Source organism: Arthrobacter sp. P1_B11, from assembly GCF_056406715.1.
The window spans coordinates 14534-35980 of record NZ_JBFTZQ010000010.1 but is presented as its reverse complement, the minus strand read 5'-3'; the positions used below and the strand labels follow the sequence as shown (position 1 = coordinate 35980).

At 65.9% G+C, this 21447-nt stretch carries 17 protein-coding genes and 1 tRNA gene; 12 read left to right on the top strand and 6 right to left on the bottom strand.

Features of this window, described 5'->3' with window-relative positions; all coding sequences use genetic code 11:
* Positions 1-124: 124 nt before the first annotated feature.
* The 3 genes from AC1D14_RS10430 (at position 125) to AC1D14_RS10420 (ending at position 3318) form a co-directional block, all read left to right on the top strand.
* The gene (locus AC1D14_RS10430) at positions 125-1528 is read left to right on the top strand and encodes an MFS transporter (RefSeq protein WP_230119170.1); all 1404 of its coding nucleotides are present in this window, start codon (positions 125-127) and stop codon (positions 1526-1528) included.
* Between the two features lie 117 nt (positions 1529-1645).
* Positions 1646-2128, top strand: coding sequence for a cation:proton antiporter regulatory subunit (locus tag AC1D14_RS10425; RefSeq protein WP_230121429.1), 483 nt, complete (start codon positions 1646-1648; stop codon positions 2126-2128).
* A 5-nt stretch (positions 2129-2133) separates the two neighbouring features.
* Complete coding sequence (locus tag AC1D14_RS10420; protein WP_476968445.1) at positions 2134-3318, top strand: cation:proton antiporter; 1185 nt, start codon at positions 2134-2136, stop codon at positions 3316-3318.
* A gap of 69 nt (positions 3319-3387) precedes the next feature.
* On the opposite strand, the gene AC1D14_RS10415 is transcribed toward AC1D14_RS10420, so the two are convergent.
* Both AC1D14_RS10415 and dcd read right to left on the bottom strand, forming a co-directional pair.
* On the bottom strand, positions 3388-4329 hold the full coding sequence (locus tag AC1D14_RS10415; protein ID WP_230121427.1) for a hypothetical protein: 942 nt from the start codon (positions 4327-4329) through the stop codon (positions 3388-3390).
* 165 nt (positions 4330-4494) lie between these two features.
* Positions 4495-5070, bottom strand: coding sequence for a dCTP deaminase (gene dcd, locus AC1D14_RS10410; protein ID WP_230121426.1), 576 nt, complete (start codon positions 5068-5070; stop codon positions 4495-4497).
* 105 nt (positions 5071-5175) lie between these two features.
* Between dcd and AC1D14_RS10405 the strand changes: the two genes are divergently transcribed.
* Entirely contained in the window at positions 5176-6996 is a 1821-nt protein-coding gene (locus AC1D14_RS10405) for a CAP domain-containing protein (RefSeq protein ID WP_230121425.1), read from the top strand.
* Between the two features lie 47 nt (positions 6997-7043).
* Here the strand turns inward: AC1D14_RS10405 and AC1D14_RS10400 are convergent, their stop codons facing one another.
* Positions 7044-7490, bottom strand: a complete 447-nt coding sequence (locus tag AC1D14_RS10400) for an SRPBCC family protein (RefSeq protein WP_230121424.1) — start codon at positions 7488-7490, stop codon at positions 7044-7046.
* Between the two features lie 244 nt (positions 7491-7734).
* Here AC1D14_RS10400 and AC1D14_RS10395 point away from each other — a divergent pair.
* The 3 genes from AC1D14_RS10395 to AC1D14_RS10385 all read left to right on the top strand — a co-directional run bounded on the left by AC1D14_RS10395 (position 7735) and on the right by AC1D14_RS10385 (position 9240).
* Positions 7735-7808, top strand: a tRNA-Gly gene (locus AC1D14_RS10395).
* 125 nt (positions 7809-7933) lie between these two features.
* Positions 7934-8080, top strand: a complete 147-nt coding sequence (locus AC1D14_RS10390; protein ID WP_230121423.1) for a hypothetical protein — start codon at positions 7934-7936, stop codon at positions 8078-8080.
* The gene (locus AC1D14_RS10385) at positions 8077-9240 is read left to right on the top strand and encodes a N(5)-(carboxyethyl)ornithine synthase (protein ID WP_230121422.1); all 1164 of its coding nucleotides are present in this window, start codon (positions 8077-8079) and stop codon (positions 9238-9240) included. The genes AC1D14_RS10390 and AC1D14_RS10385 overlap by 4 nt, the downstream gene beginning before the upstream one ends.
* Positions 9241-9311: 71 nt before the next feature.
* Here AC1D14_RS10385 and AC1D14_RS10380 read toward each other — a convergent pair whose 3' ends face one another.
* Positions 9312-10643, bottom strand: a complete 1332-nt coding sequence (locus AC1D14_RS10380; protein ID WP_230121421.1) for an MFS transporter — start codon at positions 10641-10643, stop codon at positions 9312-9314.
* 172 nt (positions 10644-10815) lie between these two features.
* Between AC1D14_RS10380 and AC1D14_RS10375 the strand changes: the two genes are divergently transcribed.
* Positions 10816-11670: a LysR family transcriptional regulator gene (locus tag AC1D14_RS10375; protein WP_476968444.1), complete on the top strand. Its 855-nt coding sequence runs from the start codon at positions 10816-10818 to the stop codon at positions 11668-11670.
* Positions 11671-12267: 597 nt separating this feature from the next.
* On the opposite strand, the gene AC1D14_RS10370 is transcribed toward AC1D14_RS10375, so the two are convergent.
* Both AC1D14_RS10370 and AC1D14_RS10365 read right to left on the bottom strand, forming a co-directional pair.
* Entirely contained in the window at positions 12268-15804 is a 3537-nt protein-coding gene (locus AC1D14_RS10370; protein ID WP_230120721.1) for a bifunctional proline dehydrogenase/L-glutamate gamma-semialdehyde dehydrogenase, read from the bottom strand.
* A 354-nt stretch (positions 15805-16158) separates the two neighbouring features.
* Positions 16159-17622, bottom strand: coding sequence for an amino acid permease (locus tag AC1D14_RS10365; protein WP_230120723.1), 1464 nt, complete (start codon positions 17620-17622; stop codon positions 16159-16161).
* Between the two features lie 154 nt (positions 17623-17776).
* Here AC1D14_RS10365 and AC1D14_RS10360 point away from each other — a divergent pair, with 154 nt between their 5' ends.
* The 4 genes from AC1D14_RS10360 to AC1D14_RS10345 all read left to right on the top strand — a co-directional run bounded on the left by AC1D14_RS10360 (position 17777) and on the right by AC1D14_RS10345 (position 21424).
* The gene (locus AC1D14_RS10360; protein ID WP_230120725.1) at positions 17777-18709 is read left to right on the top strand and encodes a LysR family transcriptional regulator; all 933 of its coding nucleotides are present in this window, start codon (positions 17777-17779) and stop codon (positions 18707-18709) included.
* Between the two features lie 52 nt (positions 18710-18761).
* Entirely contained in the window at positions 18762-19190 is a 429-nt protein-coding gene (gene panD, locus AC1D14_RS10355; protein WP_230120726.1) for an aspartate 1-decarboxylase, read from the top strand.
* Positions 19191-19335: 145 nt separating this feature from the next.
* Positions 19336-20262 (top strand): AEC family transporter, encoded by a 927-nt coding sequence (locus AC1D14_RS10350; protein ID WP_476881949.1) that lies wholly within the window; start codon positions 19336-19338, stop codon positions 20260-20262.
* Positions 20263-20290: 28 nt separating this feature from the next.
* Positions 20291-21424 (top strand): FAD-dependent oxidoreductase, encoded by a 1134-nt coding sequence (locus tag AC1D14_RS10345; RefSeq protein WP_230120735.1) that lies wholly within the window; start codon positions 20291-20293, stop codon positions 21422-21424.
* Positions 21425-21447: the final 23 nt, after the last annotated feature.

Sequence of the window (21447 nt, the reverse complement as noted above, 5' to 3'; positions counted from 1 at the left end):
GTCCCGACAGTTTATCAAGCGGGCACTGACACTTTTCCCTTCACCGCCGGAAGTTGGCGCAAGTTTCCCGGGTCCGCGGGAGAGTTTCCCGTCAGTGTTCGCCGCGGGCGGATAGCATCTGCCTATGAACTCCGCCGCCGCTCCCGAGGCCATGCAGCCGTCGTCGGAACTCGAAGCCGGGAACAATGCCTCGAACAAGGGGCGCATTCTGGCGTGGGCCGCCTGGGACTGGGGCTCCGCAGCGTTCAACGCCGTCATGACCACATTCGTCTTCACGGTGTACCTGACCTCCAAGGCGTTCGGCGGCGAAGACCAGGCATCGGCGGTGCTCGGCGGAGCCCTGGCCATCGCGGGAGCGGCGATCGCACTGCTGGCGCCCGTTACCGGACAGCGTTCGGACACCGGCGGCCGGCGCAAGCTGTGGCTGGGAGTCAACACCGCCGTCGTCGCGCTCCTGACGGCGCTCTGCTTTTTCGTGTACCCCGGCCCGGAGTTCCTGCTGCTGGGAGTCTCGCTGATCGCGCTGGCCAACGTCTTCTTTGAGTTCGCCGGGGTCAACTACAACGCCATGCTGGCGCAGGTCTCCACGCCGCGGAACATCGGCAAGGTCAGCGGCTTCGGCTGGGGCATGGGGTACCTCGGCGGAATCGTGGCCCTGCTGATTGTGCTTCAGCTCTTCGTCCAGCCCCGCTTCGAGTGGTTTGGCGCCTCCACGCAGGACAGCCTTAACATCCGGCTGGTGGCAGTGTTCTCGGCATTGTGGTTCTTCATCTTCGCGCTGCCCGTAATGTTCGCTGTCCCGGAACTGCCCAGGGCCCGGCGCGGAGGCCGCCTCGGGTTCCTCGCGTCGTACGGGCTGCTCATGCGCAGGATCAAGGCGATCTACCGGACCAGCCCGCACACGATTTTCTTCCTGCTGGCCAGCGCCATTTTCCGGGACGGGCTGGCTGCGGTCTTCACGTTCGGCGGGATCATTGCGGCAGGAACCTTCGGCTTCGAACTTTCGCAGGTCATCTTCTTCGCCATCTTCGGCAACATCGTGGCTGCCGCGGGAGCCATCGTCGGCGGATTCCTGGACGACAGGGTCGGTCCCAAGGCCGTGATCCTCGGCTCCCTGACCGGCCTGCTGGTCGCCGGGACGGTGATCCTGGTGCTGGGCAACGGCGACTACGTCTTCTTCGGCACGGCCTGGGCCGGCAGCACCACGTTCTGGGTGTTCGGGCTGTTCCTTTGCCTGTTCGTGGGGCCGGCCCAGTCGTCTTCCCGCGCGTACCTGGCAAGGTTGGCGCCGCAGGGCGAATCCGGAGAACTGTTCGGCCTGTACGCAACCACCGGCCGGGCCGTCAGCTTCCTGGCCCCGACGCTGTTCACGCTGTGCATCACCGTGGCCACACCGCTGGTGGCTGAAGGGGAGGCACAGCGCTGGGGCATTCTGGGGATCATGGTGGTGCTCCTCGCCGGACTGCTGGTCCTCCTCCCGGTGAAGCCGCCCAGCGAAACCGAAATCGCCGTCGTCCCGGACGCCTAGCGGGAACGGATCCTTAAGCCCCTCCCCACCCAACCCCAGGCGCGAACGGATCCTTGAGGCCCCGTTTCGCCGTCCGATCAGGGCCGTAAATGTCCGTTCGCGGACTAGGCTGATGGTATGAACGTGGAAGAGACGGACCTCCCCGGCCTCGGCAGGCGCAAGGACTTCATGACAGCCTCCGGTCGGAGGATCGGCGTAGTGGAGCTGCGCGAGGGCCAGACAGAACTGTTCGTTTCCACGTGGGATGATCCCGACACTTGCCAGGCCTCCATTCCGCTGACCGGCGACGAAGCTGCCACCCTCGGCAACCTGCTGGGCGGCCAGCATCTGGCCATGAAGCTGACGGAGGCCCACCGCGAGGTTCCTGGCATCGTGACGAGGCAGTTCTCCATCGCCCCGGACTCACCGTTCCAAAACCAGCCCATGGGCAAGGCATGCATCCGCACCCGGTGCGGTGTTTCGATCGTGGCGATCATGCGTGAAGGTGAGGTGGTTCCCTCACCAGGGCCCGACGTCGTCCTTCACTCAGGCGATCTTCTGGTCGCTGTCGGTACGCAAGAAGGCCTTGATTCAGCGGCCGATATCCTCCGCAACGGCTGACCGTCATGGACCGCCTGGCCCTGACTCTCATCGAACTGGGTGCGGTCGTGTTCTCCCTCGGCCTGCTGGCGAGGCTGGCCGGCCGGATCGGCATGTCTCCCATCCCATTTTATCTGGTGGGTGGCCTGTGCTTCGGCGCGGGCGGCCTCGTGGAACTGAGCGGGATGAAGGAGTTCGCGCACCTCTCCGGTGAAATCGGCGTCATCCTGCTGCTGCTTATGCTCGGTCTGGAATATACGGCCGCCGAACTGGTCACCGGGCTGCGGAGATCCTGGCAGGGCGGCGTCTTGGACCTGGTGCTCAATTTCGCCCCCGGGGCCGCCCTCGCCGCGATGCTCGGGTGGGGCCTGGTCGGTGCCATGGTGATGGGCGGGGTCACTTACATCTCCTCGTCCGGCATAGCGGCCAAGGTCATCACGGACCTTGGCCGTATCGGTAACAGGGAAACGCCGGTAGTGCTCTCGATCCTGGTGTTCGAAGACCTGGCCATGGCCGTTTACCTCCCGATCCTCACTGCCACACTTGCCGGCGTCAGCTTTCTGGGGGGCCTGCAGACCGTGGGCATTTCGCTGGCCGTGGTCACTGTGGTGCTGGTGGTGGCGCTGCGGCATGGTCATCACGTCTCCAAAGCGGTGCACAGCGAAAACTCCGAAGTCTTCCTGCTCAATCTGCTCGGCGCGGCGCTCCTGGTGGCCGGCGTGGCCGCGGCCCTGCAGGTGTCAGCCGCGGTGGGCGCGTTCATGCTCGGGATTGCCATCTCCGGCGCCACGGCCCACAGCGCCACCAGGATCCTCGAGCCCCTGCGGGACCTGTTCGCCGCCATCTTCTTCGTGGCCTTCGGGCTCAATACGGATCCTATGTCCATCCCGCCAGTCCTCGGATGGGCGCTCGTCCTCGCCGTCGTCACCGCCGCGACGAAGATGCTCACCGGGGTGTGGGCCGCCAAGCGGGCAGGCATTGCACGGCCGGGCCGGTTCCGCGCGGGAGCCGCACTGATTGCCCGCGGCGAGTTCTCGATTGTCATTGCAGGCCTCGCGGTCACGTCAGGCGTGGTCCAGGCCGAGCTGGCCGCCCTCGCCACGGCCTATGTCCTGCTCATGGCGATCTTCGGCCCCTTGGCCGCGCGCTACGTCGAGCCGCTGGTCAAGAAGTTCTCCCGCCCTGCAAGGACCGAGACGGTCCGCGCCTGACACCGTCGCTCCGGCGTGTCATCGATGCGCGAGATCTCGGCATTTACCCGGATTCGAAGCGCGGAGATCTCACGTCTCGTTCCGCCACCCGGCCCTGACAAGGGCGTCCAGGACGCGGTGGGCGCACCCGTCGTAGCCATGGGCCTTCACCTGTCCCGCGGTTACGGTGACGGAGGTCCAGCCGATCGCGTCGATGGACTCGTCGCGCCGGATATCCGATTCACGCTGGCGGAGCTCCAGGTGGTGCCGGCCGTCGTAGTTCACCGCCACCTTGAAGCCGGGAAAGGCCATGTCCGGCCAGGCCAGTTCCCATCCCGTCTCATCCATGACCACATGGCTCAGCACGGGTTCGGGGAGGCCGAGCCTGCCGAAGGCCAGCCGGAGCCTGGTCTCGGGCGCAGAGTCGGCGCCAACCCGTGCCAGCTCAAGCGCTGCCTTCGCCTTTCGGATACCCCGGGCGCCTCTGTTAGTCTCCACCTGGTTCCGCAAATCGGCCAAGGAACACAGGGCCAGCCGGTTGCGGCCGAAGCTCCGCGACTGGCTGCAGATGAAGAAGTCCGCGGCGACCACCAAATCTTCCGGCTCGAGTACCGAAGCCAGGTCGAACCAGGTCCTGGCCGGAGTGGTGAGGGGAACGCCGTCGAGCACGGTCAGGTCAGAGCCCCGCAGGTCGAGGCGGTGGCCGGCTACCCCCTTCCGGACGGGTCGCGTCCCGCCGTCCACCCGTGCCAGGTGCACCCGGAACTCATTCTGGACAAACCACGGCAGCGGGCATCGCCAGAGCAGACCGGCTGTTCCGAAGCAGCACACAGTGGAAGGACACATTCCGGCAAGCAGCCGGCAGGTATGCGCCAGGTCCTGTCCCGCGCCCCACGGCACCCGCACCCCGCGGCTTGCCACGCGGAGGTCGCTGCGCCATGCGCGATGTGGTGGCACCCCCTCGGCGAGCTGCTCGACTAGGGTGAAGGACCTGCCCGCGAGAGCGTCGGGTAACGGTTGCGGCTTCCTCATGGGCCATTGTGGGCACATTCGCGGAGGAAGATTCGGGTTATCCACAGTGGGGAGGGGTAGTGCCGCCGCGGAGCGCTCATCGATGCGTGAGGTCTCGGCGGTTACGTGGAGTCAAAGCGCCGAGACCTCACGCGTCGGCGTGAGCCCGGGCGCCAAACCAGAGCGCTAAATGTCCGTGCGGTGGAAGTTCAGGTGGCTGCGGCTCGCCGTGGGTCCGCGCTGGCCCTGGTAGCGGTTGCCGTACTCGCCGGAGCCGTAGGGGTGCTCGGCAGCAGAGGTCAGGCGGAAGAAGCAGAGCTGGCCGATCTTCATTCCCGGCCAGAGCTTGATGGGCAGCGTGGCCATGTTGGACAGCTCCAGCGTGACGTGGCCGGAGAATCCGGGATCGATAAAGCCGGCGGTGGAGTGCGTCAGCAGGCCCAGCCGGCCAAGGGACGACTTGCCCTCGAGACGCGCGGCGATGTCGTCCGGCAGTGTGACGGTTTCGTAGGTGGAGCCCAGCACAAACTCACCGGGGTGCAGGATGAACGGCTCGCCCTCCTCCACCTCCACCAGGCGGGTCAGCTCGGGCTGCTCTTCCGCGGGATCGATGTGGGCGTACTTGTGGTTGTCGAACAGCCGGAAAAAGCGGTCAATCCGGACATCCACGGAGGACGGCTGCACCATCCCGGAGTCGTACGGGTCCAGCACGATCCGTTCGGAATCAATTTCGGCACGAATGTCGCGGTCAGAGATCAGCACACCTTCAAAAATAGCATTGCTGGCGCCCGCGCCTCCCATTAGTGTTGCGAGAACAATCCGGCCGATGGTCTCACGTCACACGGCCAAAATAGAGCTGGGGATATTTTGAAGAAGATTGCGGCCCAGGCCGTTGTTGCGATCATGTGCGCCCTCGCACTGTCGGCTCCGGCGGCGAGCGGCGTTCCGGCGCCGGAGCCCGGCCGTCAGGCTGTTGCCCACCAGGTCGTGACGGCGCAACCCACCCCGGGCGGCACCACTTCCTCTTCGGCCGACGACGGCGGGCCGGCCTCCGCGGCCCCCTCACCCGGGCAGCCGCCCGCCACAGCCGTGGAAGCGGCGCCAGCGCCGCCAGCCCCCTCCGCACTGCCTTCATCGACCGCCTCGGTCCCGGCGGCGTCATCACCTGCCGTGGCCTCGCAACGAACGACGGCCACGGCGCAGGTGACGACCCAGCAGATGACCACCGCGCAGCCGGCCGTCGGACCCCCGGACCCTGCGGCTTCAGGGTCAACCGCCGCCGGCCCGCCTGAACCGGCGTCCATCCCGCCGCTCTCAGCCCCTGCCGGTGCATTCGCGTCCGCGCCGCCGCCGACGCTGGGAGGATCGGCCCAGACAAAGTCGGCCGCGTCCGTTGCCCCGGGAACCCTCACCCCCGAGGCCCTGGTGCCCGACAGCAACGCAGCCCAGGTCGCCGCTGTCTTCAACGCGATCAACACCTACCGGGCATCCCTGGGGCTCGCTGCCGTGAAGTACCACGCGACGGTGGCAGGCTTGGCGCAGGAGTGGTCCGACAGCGTCGCCTCCCGCGAAGTCATCGAGCACCGGGCGAACTTCTGGACGGACGCACGGGCCCTCAGCCCGAACAACGGCGCGGGCGAGGTCATTGCCGTCCGCTGGGACCGCGATGCCGCGCAGCTCGTCGAGTGGTGGAAAGGCTCCCCGGCCCACAACGCCATCCTGACCGATCCGCGTTTCAACGTGGTGGGCATTGGCATCACGTTCACCGACGGAAACTGGCAAACCACCCCGAACCGCTACACCATGTGGGGCGTGGTGAACTTCTTCGGCTATTCAGCCCTCCCCGCCGGGACCACCGCGAGCCCGGGCGGCACCACCGCTCTTCCCGCCGAACCCGCCAGCGTCTGCGATCCCCTGGTCAAACACATGCCGCCCACCCTTGATCTGGCCACGGCATCCATCCGCAGCGCTGGGGACCTCGTCTCAGTGGACGCGACAGGCCAACTCGTCAACCGTTCCTCGTTGGGGTCGGGGCTGTTTGGCCCGGCGGAACCCATCGGCACGGGTTTCGCGGCAGCCAAGACGGTGTTCGTCACGGACTGGGAGCGCGACGGCGTTTTCGACGTGGTGAGCCAGTGGAACGACGGCCGGCTTACGCTGCACTCGGGTGTGCTCACGGGCGGATTCCTGCCGCCCGTGACGCTGGGCCAGTCCGGCTGGGCGGGCCTCACACTGGCGGTCGGCGGCTGGTGCTCAACCAACAGGCTGCCCCAACTCCTGGCCCTCGACGCCGCGGCCAACCTCTGGCTGTATCCCAACCAGGGCAGCGGCGACCTCGTCCAGCGCACCCTGATCGCCTCCGGCGTCTCCGCGACGCGGCTAGCCATGGCCGATTACGACGGCGACGGGTTCCAGGATCTGCTGGCCCGCCAAGGTGACGGCACCGTATCCCTCTACCGGGGTTCCGGCCGCCTGTCACCGGTAGCCGAGGCGCGGGGCGTCGTGGCGGGCGGCTGGGGTGACGTGTTGGCCATCCGTGCGCTGCGTGGCGTCACCGGACCCTATTCCACCGGCCTGGCCATCCAGCGGGCCGGCGACGCCGTACAGTACTGGGATCTCAGCGGCGGGGCGCTTGCGACGCCCTCAGCTGTTCCCGGAAACTGGGCAGGCCACCGGCTGGCGCAGTAGCCCGCGGCGCAGTAGCCCAGCGGAACCGGAGCGCCGGCAGCGGGGTCTCAGACCGCCGTCGGACGCTCTTCCAGTACTGCCGGGAGCCGTCCAATCTGCGCTACATCTTCCTGCAATCTCCGCTGGACCGCGGTGCGGGTGAAGGTCCGGAGTCCCTTGAGCGGGGCTTCGAGCGCAAAGCGCACCCGTGTTCCGCTGCCCTCGGTGCTGAGGTAGAAGCCGCCGCGCGACAGGGACGGGCCGGCCACCACCTGGAACTGGATTTCAGCACCCGGCCGGGCCTGCGTGATTTCGTAATCCCCCGCAACCGGGTGCCCGCGCAGGCCCATCAGCGTCACCTGATATCTGGCCCCCGGCGCCCCGGCAGGACCGGAGCTCAGGCTGATGCTGCGAATAGTCGGCTGCCAGCGGGGAAGGTTCAGTCCGTTCAGGAGAAAGGAGTAGACGGTGATGGCATCGCGCTGAACGAAAACCTCGTGTTCCGCAAATGCCATGGGATCCTTTCGACGTCGGCCCTGTCCGTGTAGCCCGTTCCCCCGTTCTGCAGCTAACGGACATCAGGATAGCCACCGGCGCCCGGGGCCCAGCGAAAGAGGACCGGGCCTTTACCGAAGAGTTACGGGGAGACGGGACGGAACTGCGTCGGCGGCGCTCCGGCGAGGACACGGAGAGCCTGTGGGCAGAGCGGCACCGCAACTGCGCTAAGCTAGGTTCTGCGCCGGCGGAATCCGGTGCGCTGCGGCTGTAGCTCAATGGTAGAGCGCTAGCTTCCCAAGCTCGATACGCGGGTTCGATTCCCGTCAGCCGCTCCATTTCTCCCCAGTCCCCGCCGGCACGTTTCACGGCCGCCCGGGCCGTTCCCTTTCAAGGGCGCGTTTGGCAGTTACCTGTATGGTCAGAAGTCAGGAACTTCTTCGGTTCCGCTACAGGAGCAATCATGGCTGACAAATCCCCCCGTCAAGCAGCATCCAAGAAATCCGGCAAATCCATCAAGGAAAAGCGCGCCGACAAGAGGGCCACCTCAGCGCCGGCCAGCTCGCTGGACAAGACTTCAGCCAAACCGATGCCGGCAAAGAAGAAGTGACGGGTTCGCCGAACCATCTCACCCTGGGCGTGGTTGCCTCGTCGCGCAAACCCGACGAGCGCCGCCTGCCCCTGCACCCGCTCCACCTCGAGCGGATTGCGCCGGAGCTGCGCCAGCGGTTGATCCTGGAGCGTGGCTACGGCGAACGCTTTGGCTTGTCCGATGCCCAGCTCGGCCCGCTGGTGGGGCGCCTGGCCAGCCGGGAAGAGCTTGTGGCGAAAGCCGACGTCGTGCTGCTGCCGAAACCGCAGCCCCAGGACCTCGCCGAACTCCGCGACGGCCAAACCCTCTGGGGCTGGCCGCACTGCGTCCAGGACCGGGCCATCACACAGCTGGCCATCGACAAGAAGCTCACCCTCATCGCCTTCGAGGCCATGAACCACTGGGCCAGCGACGGCGGCTTCGGCCTCCACGTTTTCCACAAGAACAACGAGCTGGCCGGCTACTGCTCGGTGATCCACGCCCTGGCGCTCACCGGGTCGACGGGAGACTACGGACGGCGGCTCAGCGCCGTCGTCATCGGTTTCGGTGCCACCGCGCGCGGGGCGGTAACTGCCCTGAACGCGCATGGCATCCACGACGTCCAGGTGCTCACCAACCGCGGCGTCGCTGCTGTGGGCTCCCCCATCCACTCGGTGCGGATCACGCAGTTCGACCACGACGACAAGGCGCCGTTCCTCAGCCAGGTCATCACCGAGCGTGGCCGCGTCCCCCTGGCGCCGTTCCTGGCCGAGAGCGACATCGTAGTCAACTGCACGCTGCAGGACCCGAACAATCCGCTCACCTATCTGCAAGCGGACGACCTCGGGGCGTTCCGTCCCGGCAGCCTGATCGTGGATGTTTCCTGCGACGAGGGCATGGGTTTCAGCTGGGCCAAGACCACCAGCTTTGCCGAACCGATGTTCACCGTGGGCGACCACATCGATTACTACGCGGTGGACCACAGCCCGTCCTACCTGTGGAACTCCTCAAGCTGGGAAATTAGCGAGGCACTCCTGCCGTTCCTGGAAACCGTGATGTCCGGGCCGGCTGCCTGGCAGGAGAACGAAACCATCAGCCGCGCCATCGAAATCCGCGACGGCGAGGTCATCAACAAGGACGTACTGGAGTTCCAGCGGCGCGCGGCGGACTACCCGCACGCGCCGATTCCGGAAAGCTAGCACTGCCGGCCAACCGGCGCTGCCGGCCAACCGGCGCTGCCGGCCAATTGGGGCCGCCGGAAGGCCAGCCGCTAGGCGGCGGCCCGCTGCACCACCCGCAGCAGGCGCCGCCGGTCCCGGAAGTCCACCTTGAGCTTCAGCTCGCCCCGGCGGGCAAGCACGACGGCGACCGTCGCCGATGCGAGCACCGGCACCCCTCCTGCCACCAGCAGGGCGGCGTGCGGACCAAAGTGTTCGGCGATGCTTCCGATCATGGGTCCACCGATGGCCTGTCCGCCGATCAGAACCATGATGTACAGGCTCATTACCCTGCCACGGATCGCCATGTTGGAGCTGGTCTGGACCAGCTGGTTGGACGCCGTGAGGAACATCAGACACCAGAATCCGGACAGCACCATGGCCGCGCCGAACCATGCCAGCGACGGCGTGAAGGCTGACAGGCACAGCATGAGGCCGTACATTCCGGCGCCCAGGACCACTGACCGCAGCCGGAGCTGGCGCCGTCTGGTGGAGGCGATTGCCCCTGCCAGCGCACCCAAAGCGACCAGGGCGTTCAGCATGCCGTAGCCGCCGGCACCGATGCCATAGACATGGTCCGCGAACGCGGCCAGCAGCACGGGCAGGCTCATGGCGAACACGGCAATGAATCCTGCCATCAGCCACGGCCAGTAGATGGTGGGTTTGCTGAGCGCATACCGCAGCCCTTCGCGGAGCATGCCCTTGCGCTTCGGTGCGGGGGCGCTGATGAACAGCTCGTCCTTGCGCAGGAGAAGGAGCATGGTCACCGTGGAACAGCACGCAACGGCATTGGCGGCGAAGGCCCACCCGGCGCCGACCGCGGTGAGGAGCACGCCCGCGACTGCGGGCCCTATCAGTCCACCCAGCTGGAAGGTTGTGGAGTTCACGCTGATGGCATTCCGCAGGTACCGGGGGCCCACGAGTTCATGGACGAACACCTGCCGGGCCGGCTGGTCCAGCACTGTGACCAGGCCCAGCACGAACGCTATGACATACACATGCCACACTTCTATGGCTCCGCTGAGGGCCAGCCCGGCGAGAGCGGCCGCCAAGACCGCCGCCATTGACTGGCAGCTGATCAGGATCCTGCGTTTCGCGAACCGGTCCGCAATCATGCCGCCCCAGGGTCCCAGCACCAGGGACGGCGTGAACTGCAGCGCCACGGTGAAGCCGACGGCGGTGACGGAACCGGAGAGCTGAAGCACCAGCCAGTCTTGGGCGATCCGCTGCATCCACAGGGCAATGACTGCCACAAAGTGTCCGATCGCGAAGATCCGGAAGTTGGGAACGCGGAGGGAGATGAACGTGTGACGCCATGGGAGGCGCTCACTGACGACGGCGACGGGCTGGGTGACGGTGGCCGTTGACGGCGGTGGGGGTGTCACAGGAAGTCCTCAGGAGAGCGGGCTGACGGGGGTGCCTCTAACGCTAGAGTTGGAGCTGATGATTATGGAAGACTATTGGGCTTATAAGTAGCATTGCTGAACGTAATGCATGCCCCGACAGACCCCACCCAGCCCGCCCGCCGGCGGTGCGCGCCAGCCACCAGGAGTCCGCATGTTCGAACCGGCCCAGCTGCGATCCTTCCTCGCCGTTGCCGAAACGCTGAGTTTCACCAAGGCCGCCGACCGGCTGGGGCTGGCCCAGCCGACCGTCAGCCAACACGTGCGCAAACTCGAGACGGCCGCGAAGCGGGTGCTGATCACCCGGGACACCCGCGACGTTCGGCTGACGGACAACGGTGATGCCATGGCCGGGTTCGCCCGCAGCATCCTCGCGGCCCATGATGCCGCCGCCCGCTACTTCTCCGGCTCAGCGATGCGGGGGCGGCTCCGGTTCGGCACGGCCGACGACCTCGCCATCACCGGACTGCCGCGCATCCTCAGGGAGTTCCGGCAAATCTATCCACAGATCAACCTTGAGCTGACCGTCGGCCAGAGCGACCAACTCTACAAGCGGCTCAACTCGGGGCAGCTGGACCTTGTTTTCGTGAAGTGGGTGGCGGGCGCGAAGGACGGCACCGTGGTCCAGCACGACTCCTTTTCCTGGGTCGGCCTGGAACAGACCACGCTGCAGCCGGGAGACACGGTGCCACTGATCGCCTATCCGTCTCCGAGCCTGAGCCGCAAACTCGCCATCGACGCCCTTGAGTCCGCGGGCCGGACCTGGCGCATCACCTGCACCACCAGGCAGATCAGCGGCGTGCTGGCGGCCGTGCGCGCAGGAATCGGCGTGGCGGTCATGCCCTCGTCGCTGGTGCCGGAGGACTTGAAAATCATCACGCGCCGCTTCGAGCTGCCGCCGGTGGGCGACGTCGATTTCACCCTGATTCGCAACCCGCTGGCCAACGCCGAAGTCATTGACGCACTGACCCAGGCAATCATGGGACGGACTCTGAAGAAGCAGGTTTGAGCCCGGGGCGCCCTGGATATGGAAGCAAAACGATTGATAATCGTTATACTGCGGGCTTATGCTGTGACTGTTGCCGGTCATGCAGCGGCCGATGACACCGATTCGATGACGAACTAATCCTGCAACGAGGCAGGCATTGTTCGGGATAGGCACGCCGTGACCACAACCGCTAACCGCCACTTCCCCCGCCACTCTACGACAGTAGACACCGAATACGTTGGCAAGCCCAACTGCGACAAATGCGGAACAGACGAGTTCATCTACCTTGAATCTTTCGTTCCGCCAACGTACCGCCAAGACGGCACCGTCAGGACGCTGGGCGAAGTCGCCTACACCTGCACACGATGCGAAGAATTTTCCGCCCACAGTGTTCCATCGTCCTGGGCGCCGCCCGGCTGGTATCTGGGCTGAGCGCACTGGACTCGGCGCGTTGGGCCGGCGCGCGCGGGCCTTCAAAGCGCTGGGGGTCAAGGCTCAGCGTCACCGCAAACACCCTGGAATGTGAAACGGGCGGGCACCTGATGGTGCCCGCCCGTTTTTGTTCTGCCTGTGCGTGTGCCGGCCCGTTCCCGAACCGGCGCGCGCCAACCTGGTTTGTTAGATCAGCGCATCGGACAGGTGGTTAAGCGTCCCGAACCGGTGTGCCGTGATGCTGACGGCCTGCTCGTGCAGGAACGGCAGCATTTCGACGCGGCCCGCTTCGGTCACGTCGTGCGCGTAGATTGCCACGTCCGGTCGGCCACCCGTTGCCTCTGCCAGCGCGGCCGCCGAGCCGCCGATCAGGCGGATGCGTGCGCCCGACAGTTTGCCGGCGCCAGCGAGCCGGCCCGCGGAGGCCAGCCACGCGGCGTCGTCCTCCACCGTGACGGGGATGTCCAGTCCGGTCAGCACGGAACGCACCTGTGCCGGAAGTTCAACGCCGGTGGAGACCGTCAGCTTCGACCCGGCAAGCACGCCGGCGGCTACTGTGCGGAGCAGCGCGTGGACGGTTTCGCCGTCGGACAGCCGGACGCTGACCGGCAGCGCACGGTACCGGAAGATGTTGCGCTCGGCGCTCAGTCCGGAGACATCCTTGGCGGTGCCGAATTCGTCTGCCCAGGCCAAGGCGTCGGAGCCCAGTGCCCGCTGCAGCGACTCCAGCTCCGCAGCGTCGAGCTCGGCCTTCGCCGCGTTGACGAGCCGGCGCACACCCGGGTGGGTGATGCGTGCGGCGGAACCGTGCGAGCTTTCCTTGCTGGTCCAGTCGCCCAGGCCTGCGAGGTAGTTGGGTCCGCCGGCCTTGGTTCCGGCCCCGACGGCGGATTTCTTCCAGCCGCCGAACGGCTGGCGCTGGACGATCGCACCGGTGATGCCGCGGTTCACGTACAGGTTGCCGGCCTGGATGGTGTCCAGCCACAGGCCCAGTTCGTCGGTGCTGAGGGAGTGCAGGCCTGCCGTGAGGCCGTATTCGATCTGGTTCTGGATGGCGATGGCCTCTTCCAGGGTCTCCGCGGTCATCACGCCGAGGACCGGGCCGAAGAACTCGGTCAGGTGGAAGTAGGATCCGCGCCGCACGCCGTAGCGGACACCGGGGCTCCACAGCCGGCCCGTGCCGTCCAGCTTCCGCGGCTCAACGGCCCAGTTTTCGCCTTCACCCAGCGTGGTGAGGGCGTTGAGCAGCTTGCCGCCGGCAGGCTCGATGATCGGACCCATCTGGCTCGTCGGATCCTCCGGGTAGCCCACCTTGAGGGAGGTCACGGCGTCGATCAGCTGGTTGTGGAAGCGCCTGGACTTGGCCACGGAGCCCACGAGGATCACCAGGGACGCAGCCGAACACTTCTGCCCGGCGTGCCCGAACGCGGAGTACGCCACGTCCTTGGCGGCAAGGTCCAGGTCGGCGCTGGGGGTCACGATGATGGCGTTCTTGCCGCTGGTCTCGGCGAGCAGCGGCAGGTCCTTCCGGAAGGACCGGAACAGCTCGGCCGTCTCGTAGCCGCCGGTGAGGATCACGCGGTCAACCGCGGGGTGCGAAATCAGCTGCTGGCCGAGCTCACGCTCGCCGAGCTGCACCATGGTCAGCACGTCGCGGGGAACGCCGGCTTCCCAGAGGGCCTCGATCATCACGGCGCCGCTGCGGCGCGCCTGCTTGGCGGGCTTGATGACGACGGCGGAGCCGGCGGCGAGAGCCGCGAGGGTGGAACCGGCGGGGATGGCCACCGGGAAGTTCCACGGCGGTGTCACTACGGTGAGTTTCGCCGGAACGAACGTGGCGCCGTCGACGTCGTCAAGCTTGCGTGCCGACTCGGCGTAGTAGTGGGCGAAGTCGACGGCCTCGCTGACCTCGGGGTCGCCCTGGTCGATGGTCTTTCCGGTCTCGCTTGCCATGACCTCGAGCAGGTCCGCGCGGCGGGCCTCGAGGGTTTCGCCGGCGCGGTGCAGGATCTCGGCGCGTTCGGCGCCGGAGAGCGCTCCCCAGGCCTTGCCCTTTTCGACCGCGGTTTCGATCACCCTGTTGAGGGTGCCCGCGTCCATGATGGTCGCGGCCGCCACGGAAGCGTTACCGAGGGTCGAGGACGGAATACGGCCCAGGATGGCGCGGCCCCAGTCGCGGTTGGCTGGCAGGGACGGGTCGGTGTCCGGGGTGTTCTCGAAGTGGTCGTGCGGCCTGGTTTCGGCCGGAAGGCTGCGGTTCTGCACGCGGTTCGGCGGCGGCACTTCGCCGTCGAGACTTTCCAGAGACCGCATGAAACGCTGCTTCTCGCGCTCGAAAAGGGATTCGTTTTCGCTGAGTTCGAAGACGGCGGACATGAAGTTGTCCTGACTGGCACCCTCTTCGAGGCGGCGGATCAGGTAGGCGATCGCCACGTCGAACTCGGCAGGGTGCACCACCGGGGTGTAGAGCAGCAGCGAGCCGACGTCCTTCTTCACGGCCTCGGCCTGGCCCTGGGCCATGCCCAGGAGCATCTCGAACTCGATGCCGGATTCCACGCCGCGCTTCTTGGCCAGCAGCCACGCGAAGGCGATGTCAAAGAGGTTGTGACCGGCCACGCCGATCCGGATGTTGCTGATGCGGTCCGGGTGCAGGGCGTAGTTGATGACGCGCTTGTAGTTGGTGTCGGAGTCCTGCTTGGTGCCCCAGGTTGCCAGCGGCCAGTCGTGGAGGGAGGACTCCACCTGTTCCATGGGCAGATTGGCGCCCTTGACGACGCGGACCTTGATGCCTGCACCGCCGTCCGCGCGGCGTGCGGCGGCCCAGTCCTGCAATCGGATCATGGCGGCGAGCGCGTCCGGGAGGTAGGCCTGAAGCACGATGCCGGCTTCGAGGTTCTTGAATTCGGGCCTGTCCAGGATCCGGGTGAAGACCGCGATGGTCATGTCCAGGTCCTTGTACTCCTCCATGTCCAGGTTGATGAACTTGGCGTTCTGTCCGCCGCTGGCGAAGGACGCGGCTTTGGCGAACAGCGGGGTGAGCATTTCGACGACGTGCTCCACGGCTTCGTCGAAGGCCCAGGCGGAGTGCGGAGCCACAGTGGAGGACACCTTGATGGAGACGTAGTCCACATCAGGCCGGGCCAGCAGCGTGTGGGTGCCCTCGAGCCGGCGGGCTGCTTCGTGCTCGCCCAGGACGGCCTCGCCGAGCAGGTTCACGTTGAGTTTGATGCCGTCCTTGCGGATCTTGGCGATGGCCGGGCCGAGCTTTGCATCGGTGGCGTCGACGATGAGGTGGCCCACCATTGCACGCAGCACGCGGCGGGCAATGGGAATGACCACCTGAGGCAGGACGGGGGCCATGGTGCCGCCGAGGCGGACAGCGCTGCGCATGTGCCAGGGCAGGAAGGCGGGAACCTTTGGCGCCAGGGCGGCCAGGTTCCGAGCGGCGACGTGCAGGTCTTCGGGACGGACCACGCCGTCCACGAAACCGACGGTGAAGTCAAGGCCGTTCGGGTCCTTCAGGACGCCGGCGAGCTGTTCCGCGGAAGCGTCCACGGGTACCTTGGCGGCTTCGGTCAGCCAGTGGCGGACCAGGACAATGGTTTCCTCGGCCAGGGCTGCGGCCTCGGCGACGCCGGAGCCGGACGGGGCGGTGGCGACGGCGCCGGTTTCAGCGGCGTCCTTGCCTGCATTCACTCGGTGATCCGTTGCGGTGTTGGTCATGGCTGTCTCGCTCTTTCAGTGGGTGGGGACCGTCTCACTCATCAGTATGAGCCTGCATTCACATAAGATAAAGCGATCTTTTCTGAGCAATACAAGTTAGAAAAACCGAAGGCTCGCGGACCCGTCCGAACGTTCGGAAATGCGGCGGATTTGCCCACCTTTTTGGACAATATTCGGCAACCTCCCCCGGACGCTCTCTCACTTCCGGTCGCCTCCCCGCCGGACGCTCTCGCACTTCCTGCAGAAAGACAACGAACCCTCTCTCACTGGGTGAGAGAGGGTTCGTCAATATTCCGCAATATGTGAGAGAGCGTCCTGTGATTTGCGACAGGAAGTGAGAGAGCGTTCGCGTTGCTAGTTCACCGGGGTGTGCATCTCCACGGCCTCGTTGTGACGCGGGCTGTTCGGGTTCATTAGGGAGTGCTTCCGTCCGTAGCCGAAGTAGATGGTCAGGCCGATGATGAGCCAGATGACGAACCGCACCCAGGTGGCGAAGGGAAGTTGCGTCATGAGGAAGCCGGAGGACAGGATGCCGAAGGCTGGCACCAAGGGCATCAGCGGGAGCCGAAAGGTACGCGGGGCGTCGGGCCTCTTGTAGCGGAAGATGATGACCGAGAGACAGACGACGACGAAGGCGGCCAGAATGCCGATGTTGGTCAGATCCGCGACCTCCTTGATGGGGAAAACTCCCGCCAGGAACGCTGATGTGATGCCGGCGATCCAGGTGACGCGCTGCGGAGTGCCGTGCCGGTCCGTCTTGGCGAACCAGCCCGGGAGCAGTCCGTCGCGGCTCATTGAGAACCAGACGCGGGTGACACCCAGGAGGAAGGTCAGCATCACCGTGAGGATGGAAAGGACGGCGAAAACGGAAATGATGGTGGCGATCACCGGCAGCCCCACCGAGGAGAAGGCAGACGCGAACCCAGCCTTTGGGTCGATCTCTTGGTAATTCTGCATCCCGGTCAGTACCAAAGTGGCGGCAACATAAAGGAGCATGGCCACGATGAGGGAGAGGATGATGGCCTTGGGCATGTGCTTCTTGCCGTCGGTAGCCTCCTCCGCCGCGGTACTCATGGCGTCGTAGCCGAACACGGCGAAGAACACGGTGGCCGAACCTGCCACCACTGGGCCGAAGCCACTCGGCATGAACGGATTGTAGTTGTTGGTGTCGACGTAGAAGATGCCCAATCCGATGATGAATATGATCAGGACCACCTTGATGGCCACGGCCACGAGTTCAAACCGGCCGAACGCCTTGGTGCCACGGGACAGGATCCAGGTCACGATGAGGCAGACCACGATCGCGGGAATGTTGACGATGCCGCCCTTGCCCTCATCCGCTGTCGACGTCATCCAGACGGGCATATGGATCCCGATACCGGACAGGAAGGCATCGAAGTAGCCGGAGATGCCGATGGCCACCACCGCCACGATGGCAATGTACTCCAGCAGCAGGTCCCAGCCGATGAACCAGCCGATGACCTCCCCAAGGGCCACGTATCCGTATGTATAGGCGGAGCCAGCGCGCGGGATCATGCCGGCAAATTCGGCATAGGAGAGCGCCGCGGCCGCTGATGCCAGGCCCGCGATCAGAAAGGAAAACAGGACGGCCGGGCCGACGCCGGGGGTGTCCTCGCTACCATGGGCCACGAGGCCGGCGAGCGAAAAGATGCCAACGCCGATAATGCCGCCGACGCCGATGGCCGTGAGCTGCCACAGCCCAAGGGACTTGAACAGGCCGCTGTGCTTGTTCTCTACTTCGATGTCATCGATGGGCTTGCGCCGCATCACAGACTGGGTGGGATCTTTAATGGTCATCAAGGACTCCTGCGTAGGTGCGGCCCCATCATCCGCCCTGTGATGGGGGTAACTCTGATCAGTATGCAAGCAACGTTGCATTAGATAAAGTGAATACTTCTAAACAGTATTCATTAGTTCATCCACTCATTTACTCAACCCAAAGGAACAGTCAGTGCTCGACGTCCGCCGCCTGAGACTGCTCCGCGAGCTGAAGATCCGGGGCACCCTCGCCGAGGTGGCCGCCGCCCTGCAGTACAGTCCGTCCTCAGTGTCCCAGCAACTGGCCCTGCTTGAGAAGGAAGTAGGGGTGGAATTGCTCAGGAAAACCGGCCGGAGAGTCCAGCTCACTCCCCAGGCGGAAGTCCTGGTGGCCCACACGGCACAGCTCCTCGAGACGCTGGAGCAGGCCGAGGCCGACCTCGCCGCGTCGCTCACCACCGTCTCCGGCACTGTCCGGATCGCCGTCTTCCAGTCGGCGGCGCTGGCGCTCATGCCGGACACCTTGACCCGCATGACCGCCAGCTACCCGGAGGTGCGGATCGAAATGACGCAGCGGGAGCCGGAAACGGCCCTGCATGAAACGTGGGCCCGGGACTTCGACCTCGTCATTGCCGAGCAGTATCCCGGGCACGCCGCACCCCGGTATCCGGAACTGGACCGGGTACGGCTGACCAGTGATGCCATCAGGCTTGCCGTGCCGCCCCCGGCCGCGGACAGGAAGGTCATCACGTCGCTCGCGGACACGGAGGAGCTGCCGTGGGTCATGGAGCCGCGCGGCGCCGCCTCGCGTCACTGGGCCGAGCAGGCCTGCAGAAGCGCGGGCTTCGAACCCGACGTGCGCTTTGAAACCGCAGACCTCCAGGCCCAGATCCGGTTGATTGAATCGGGCAACGCCGTCGCCCTCATGCCGGATTTGGTCTGGACCGGCCGCGGCACCACAGCCCAGCTGATGGAACTGCCCGGGAAACCGCGCAGGACGGTCTTCACATCAGCGCGCCGCTCAAGCGCCCAGCGCCCAGCCATTCTCGCCGCCCGTGAGATCCTGGCGGCCACCGCTGCCTCGATCGCGGCGGCCAAAGATCATGAAATGGAAGCATCGCCATAGTGTCTCCTGCGTCACAGCGATACGGCTTGCCCGGCGTTAGACTGTTGAAGTTATGAATCGCACAATGTTTAAGTCCAAGATCCACCGCGCCACTGTCACGCACGCGGACCTGCACTACGTGGGCTCCGTCACCGTAGACCTGGACCTGCTGGATGCTGCCGACATCCTGCCCGGCGAGCTCGTGGCCATTGTGGACGTCACCAACGGCGCCCGCCTTGAGACCTACACCATCGCCGGCGAGCGCGGTTCCGGTGTCATCGGGATCAACGGCGCGGCCGCGCACCTGATGCACGAAAACGACCTCGTCATTCTGATCACCTACGCCCAGATGACCACGGAAGAGGCCAGGGCCTACACTCCCAAGGTGGTCCACGTTGACAAGGACAACAAGATTGTCCGGATCGGCAACGATCCTGCCGAGGGCCACACCGCCGGGCTCATGCGCCCGCCGTTTGCGTTGAACAACGCCACGTGCAGCTGACTGCGCCCCGCATCTGACCCAGGGCAACTCTCACTGCCCGAATAGCGAGATCCCTGCCACAAGCCCGTCCTTCGCCGAATAAATCTGATTAGGCTGGGACGGTGGACGCCACCCCCTGCACTTACGAGCCTTCTGCGACAACCGGATGCTAGGCGTTCTTGCGGGCTTTTTCGTTGTCTGGACCATCATCCTGGTGGGCATGTTCGTCGGTAGGCAGGGCATCCTGGGCGAAAATGCCCGTCAGGTCCTCAGCGGGCTGACCTTCTTCGTGGCCAGTCCCGCCCTGCTCTTCGAGACCCTCAGCAAGGCACGGCTTCACGACGTTTTCGCCGCCCCGTTGCTGGTCACTGCCGTGGGCGCCATGGCCACCGCTGCCATCTTCTTCGTCATCGTCAGGTTCCTGCTCAAGCGCAGCATTCCGGAGGCACTCATGTCATCCATGAGTGCCTCCCTGGCAAACTCGGCCAACCTCGGCATCCCCATCGCCGTGTACGTCCTGGGCGACGCCAGCTATGTGGCTCCCCTGCTGATCTTTCAGCTCGCGTTCTTCACGCCGCTGTTCCTCATGGCCCTTGATTCGACCACCAGCGCCCACCGCACCACGCCGCTCCGCTTCGTCCTGATGATCGTGAAGAACCCGATGATCGTCGGCTCCGCCCTGGGGCTGGTGGTGGCCGGGACTGGCTGGCAGGTTCCGCCGCTTGTCCTGCAGCCCATCCACCTGATCGGCGGTGCCGCCATTCCGGCCATGCTGATGGCCTTCGGCATGAGCCTGAACGGTTCCCGGCCGCTGCAGGCCGCCATGGGACGCCGGATTGACACCCTGCTGGCGAGCGCCTTCAAGCTCATCGTCCACCCGGCGATCGCCTATGCCTTTGCCCGCTTCGCGCTGGGCATGGACGGCCAGGCGCTCTTCGCCGTCGTGGTGACGTCCGCCCTGCCCACGGCCCAGAACGTCTTCGTGGCCGCCAGCCGCTACAAGACCGGCCTCACCGTTGCCAAGGACACGGTGCTGATCACCACCGTGGTGGCCGTGCCGGCCATGATCGGCGTGGCCGTGCTGCTGACGTGAACGCCCTTCGACCGAACGTGGAGGAACCTTGAACACATCCTTGGACACCGTCGTCATCGGAGGCGGGGCCATGGGCTCCGCTGCCGCCTGGGCTTTGGCCAAGCGAGGGCGCGACGTGACCCTGCTGGAACAGTTCGGGCCTGGGCACCGCGTCGGCGCATCGCACGGCTCCACCCGGAACCTCAGCCTGGCGTACTCCGAGCCGGACTACGTCGCCATGCTGGCGGAGGCACTCCGGCTCTGGGCTGAACTCGAAGACGAGAGCGGCGAGCGGCTGCTGGCGCGCACCGGCGTCGTAAACCACGGTCCGGATCCGCAGCTTGGCACCATGCATGCCGCACTGAACAGTGCCGGCCTCAGGGCCGACTTCCTGCCCCTGGCTGAAGCCGCCGAGCGCTGGCGCGGCATCCGCTTCGATCAGCAGGTCCTGCACATGCCGGACGGCGGCCAGCTGAATCCGGACGCGGCGCTGCCGGCCTTTCAAAGGCTGGCGGTCCGGAACGGCGCGGCGGTCCGCCACCATGTAAAGGTCCTGGACCTGAGGATTATTCTCGACGACGATGTCCTACTCACCGTGGACGACGGCGGCCGCACCGAGGTGCTTACCGCCCGCCAGGCGGTGGTCACCGCCGGCGGCTGGACATCGAAGCTGCTCACCGGTGTGGCGGGAATGCCGCGGCTGACCGTAACCCAGGAGCAGCCCGCCCATTTCGGCATCGCGGATGATGGCGCCGACTGGCCCGGCTTCAACCATTTCCCTGGCCCCGGTGGCGAGTACGACGACTGGTACTCTCCCGTGTACGGCATGCACACCCCCGGCGAAGGCATCAAGGCCGGATGGCACGGAGTGGGTCCGGTGGTGGACCCGGACCACAGATCGTTCCAGCCTGAGCCGCTGCAGCGGGCCGCCCTGCAGCGCTACGCCAGGCACTGGCTGCCGGGCGTTGATGCCGGTTCCATGGCCGACATCAGCTGCACCTACACCACCGCCGCTGACCACAACTTCGTCCTGGACCGCATCGGCCCGGTGGTCATCGGGGCCGGCTTTGCCGGCCATGGCTTCAAGTTCACGCCAGTGGTGGGCAGGATCCTGGCCGACCTGGCCACCGGGGAAGGCGCCGCACCGGCCATCTTCTCGGCCGCCCGCACCGGTATTCGCTAGGAGCGCGGACACGGCCGCTCTGG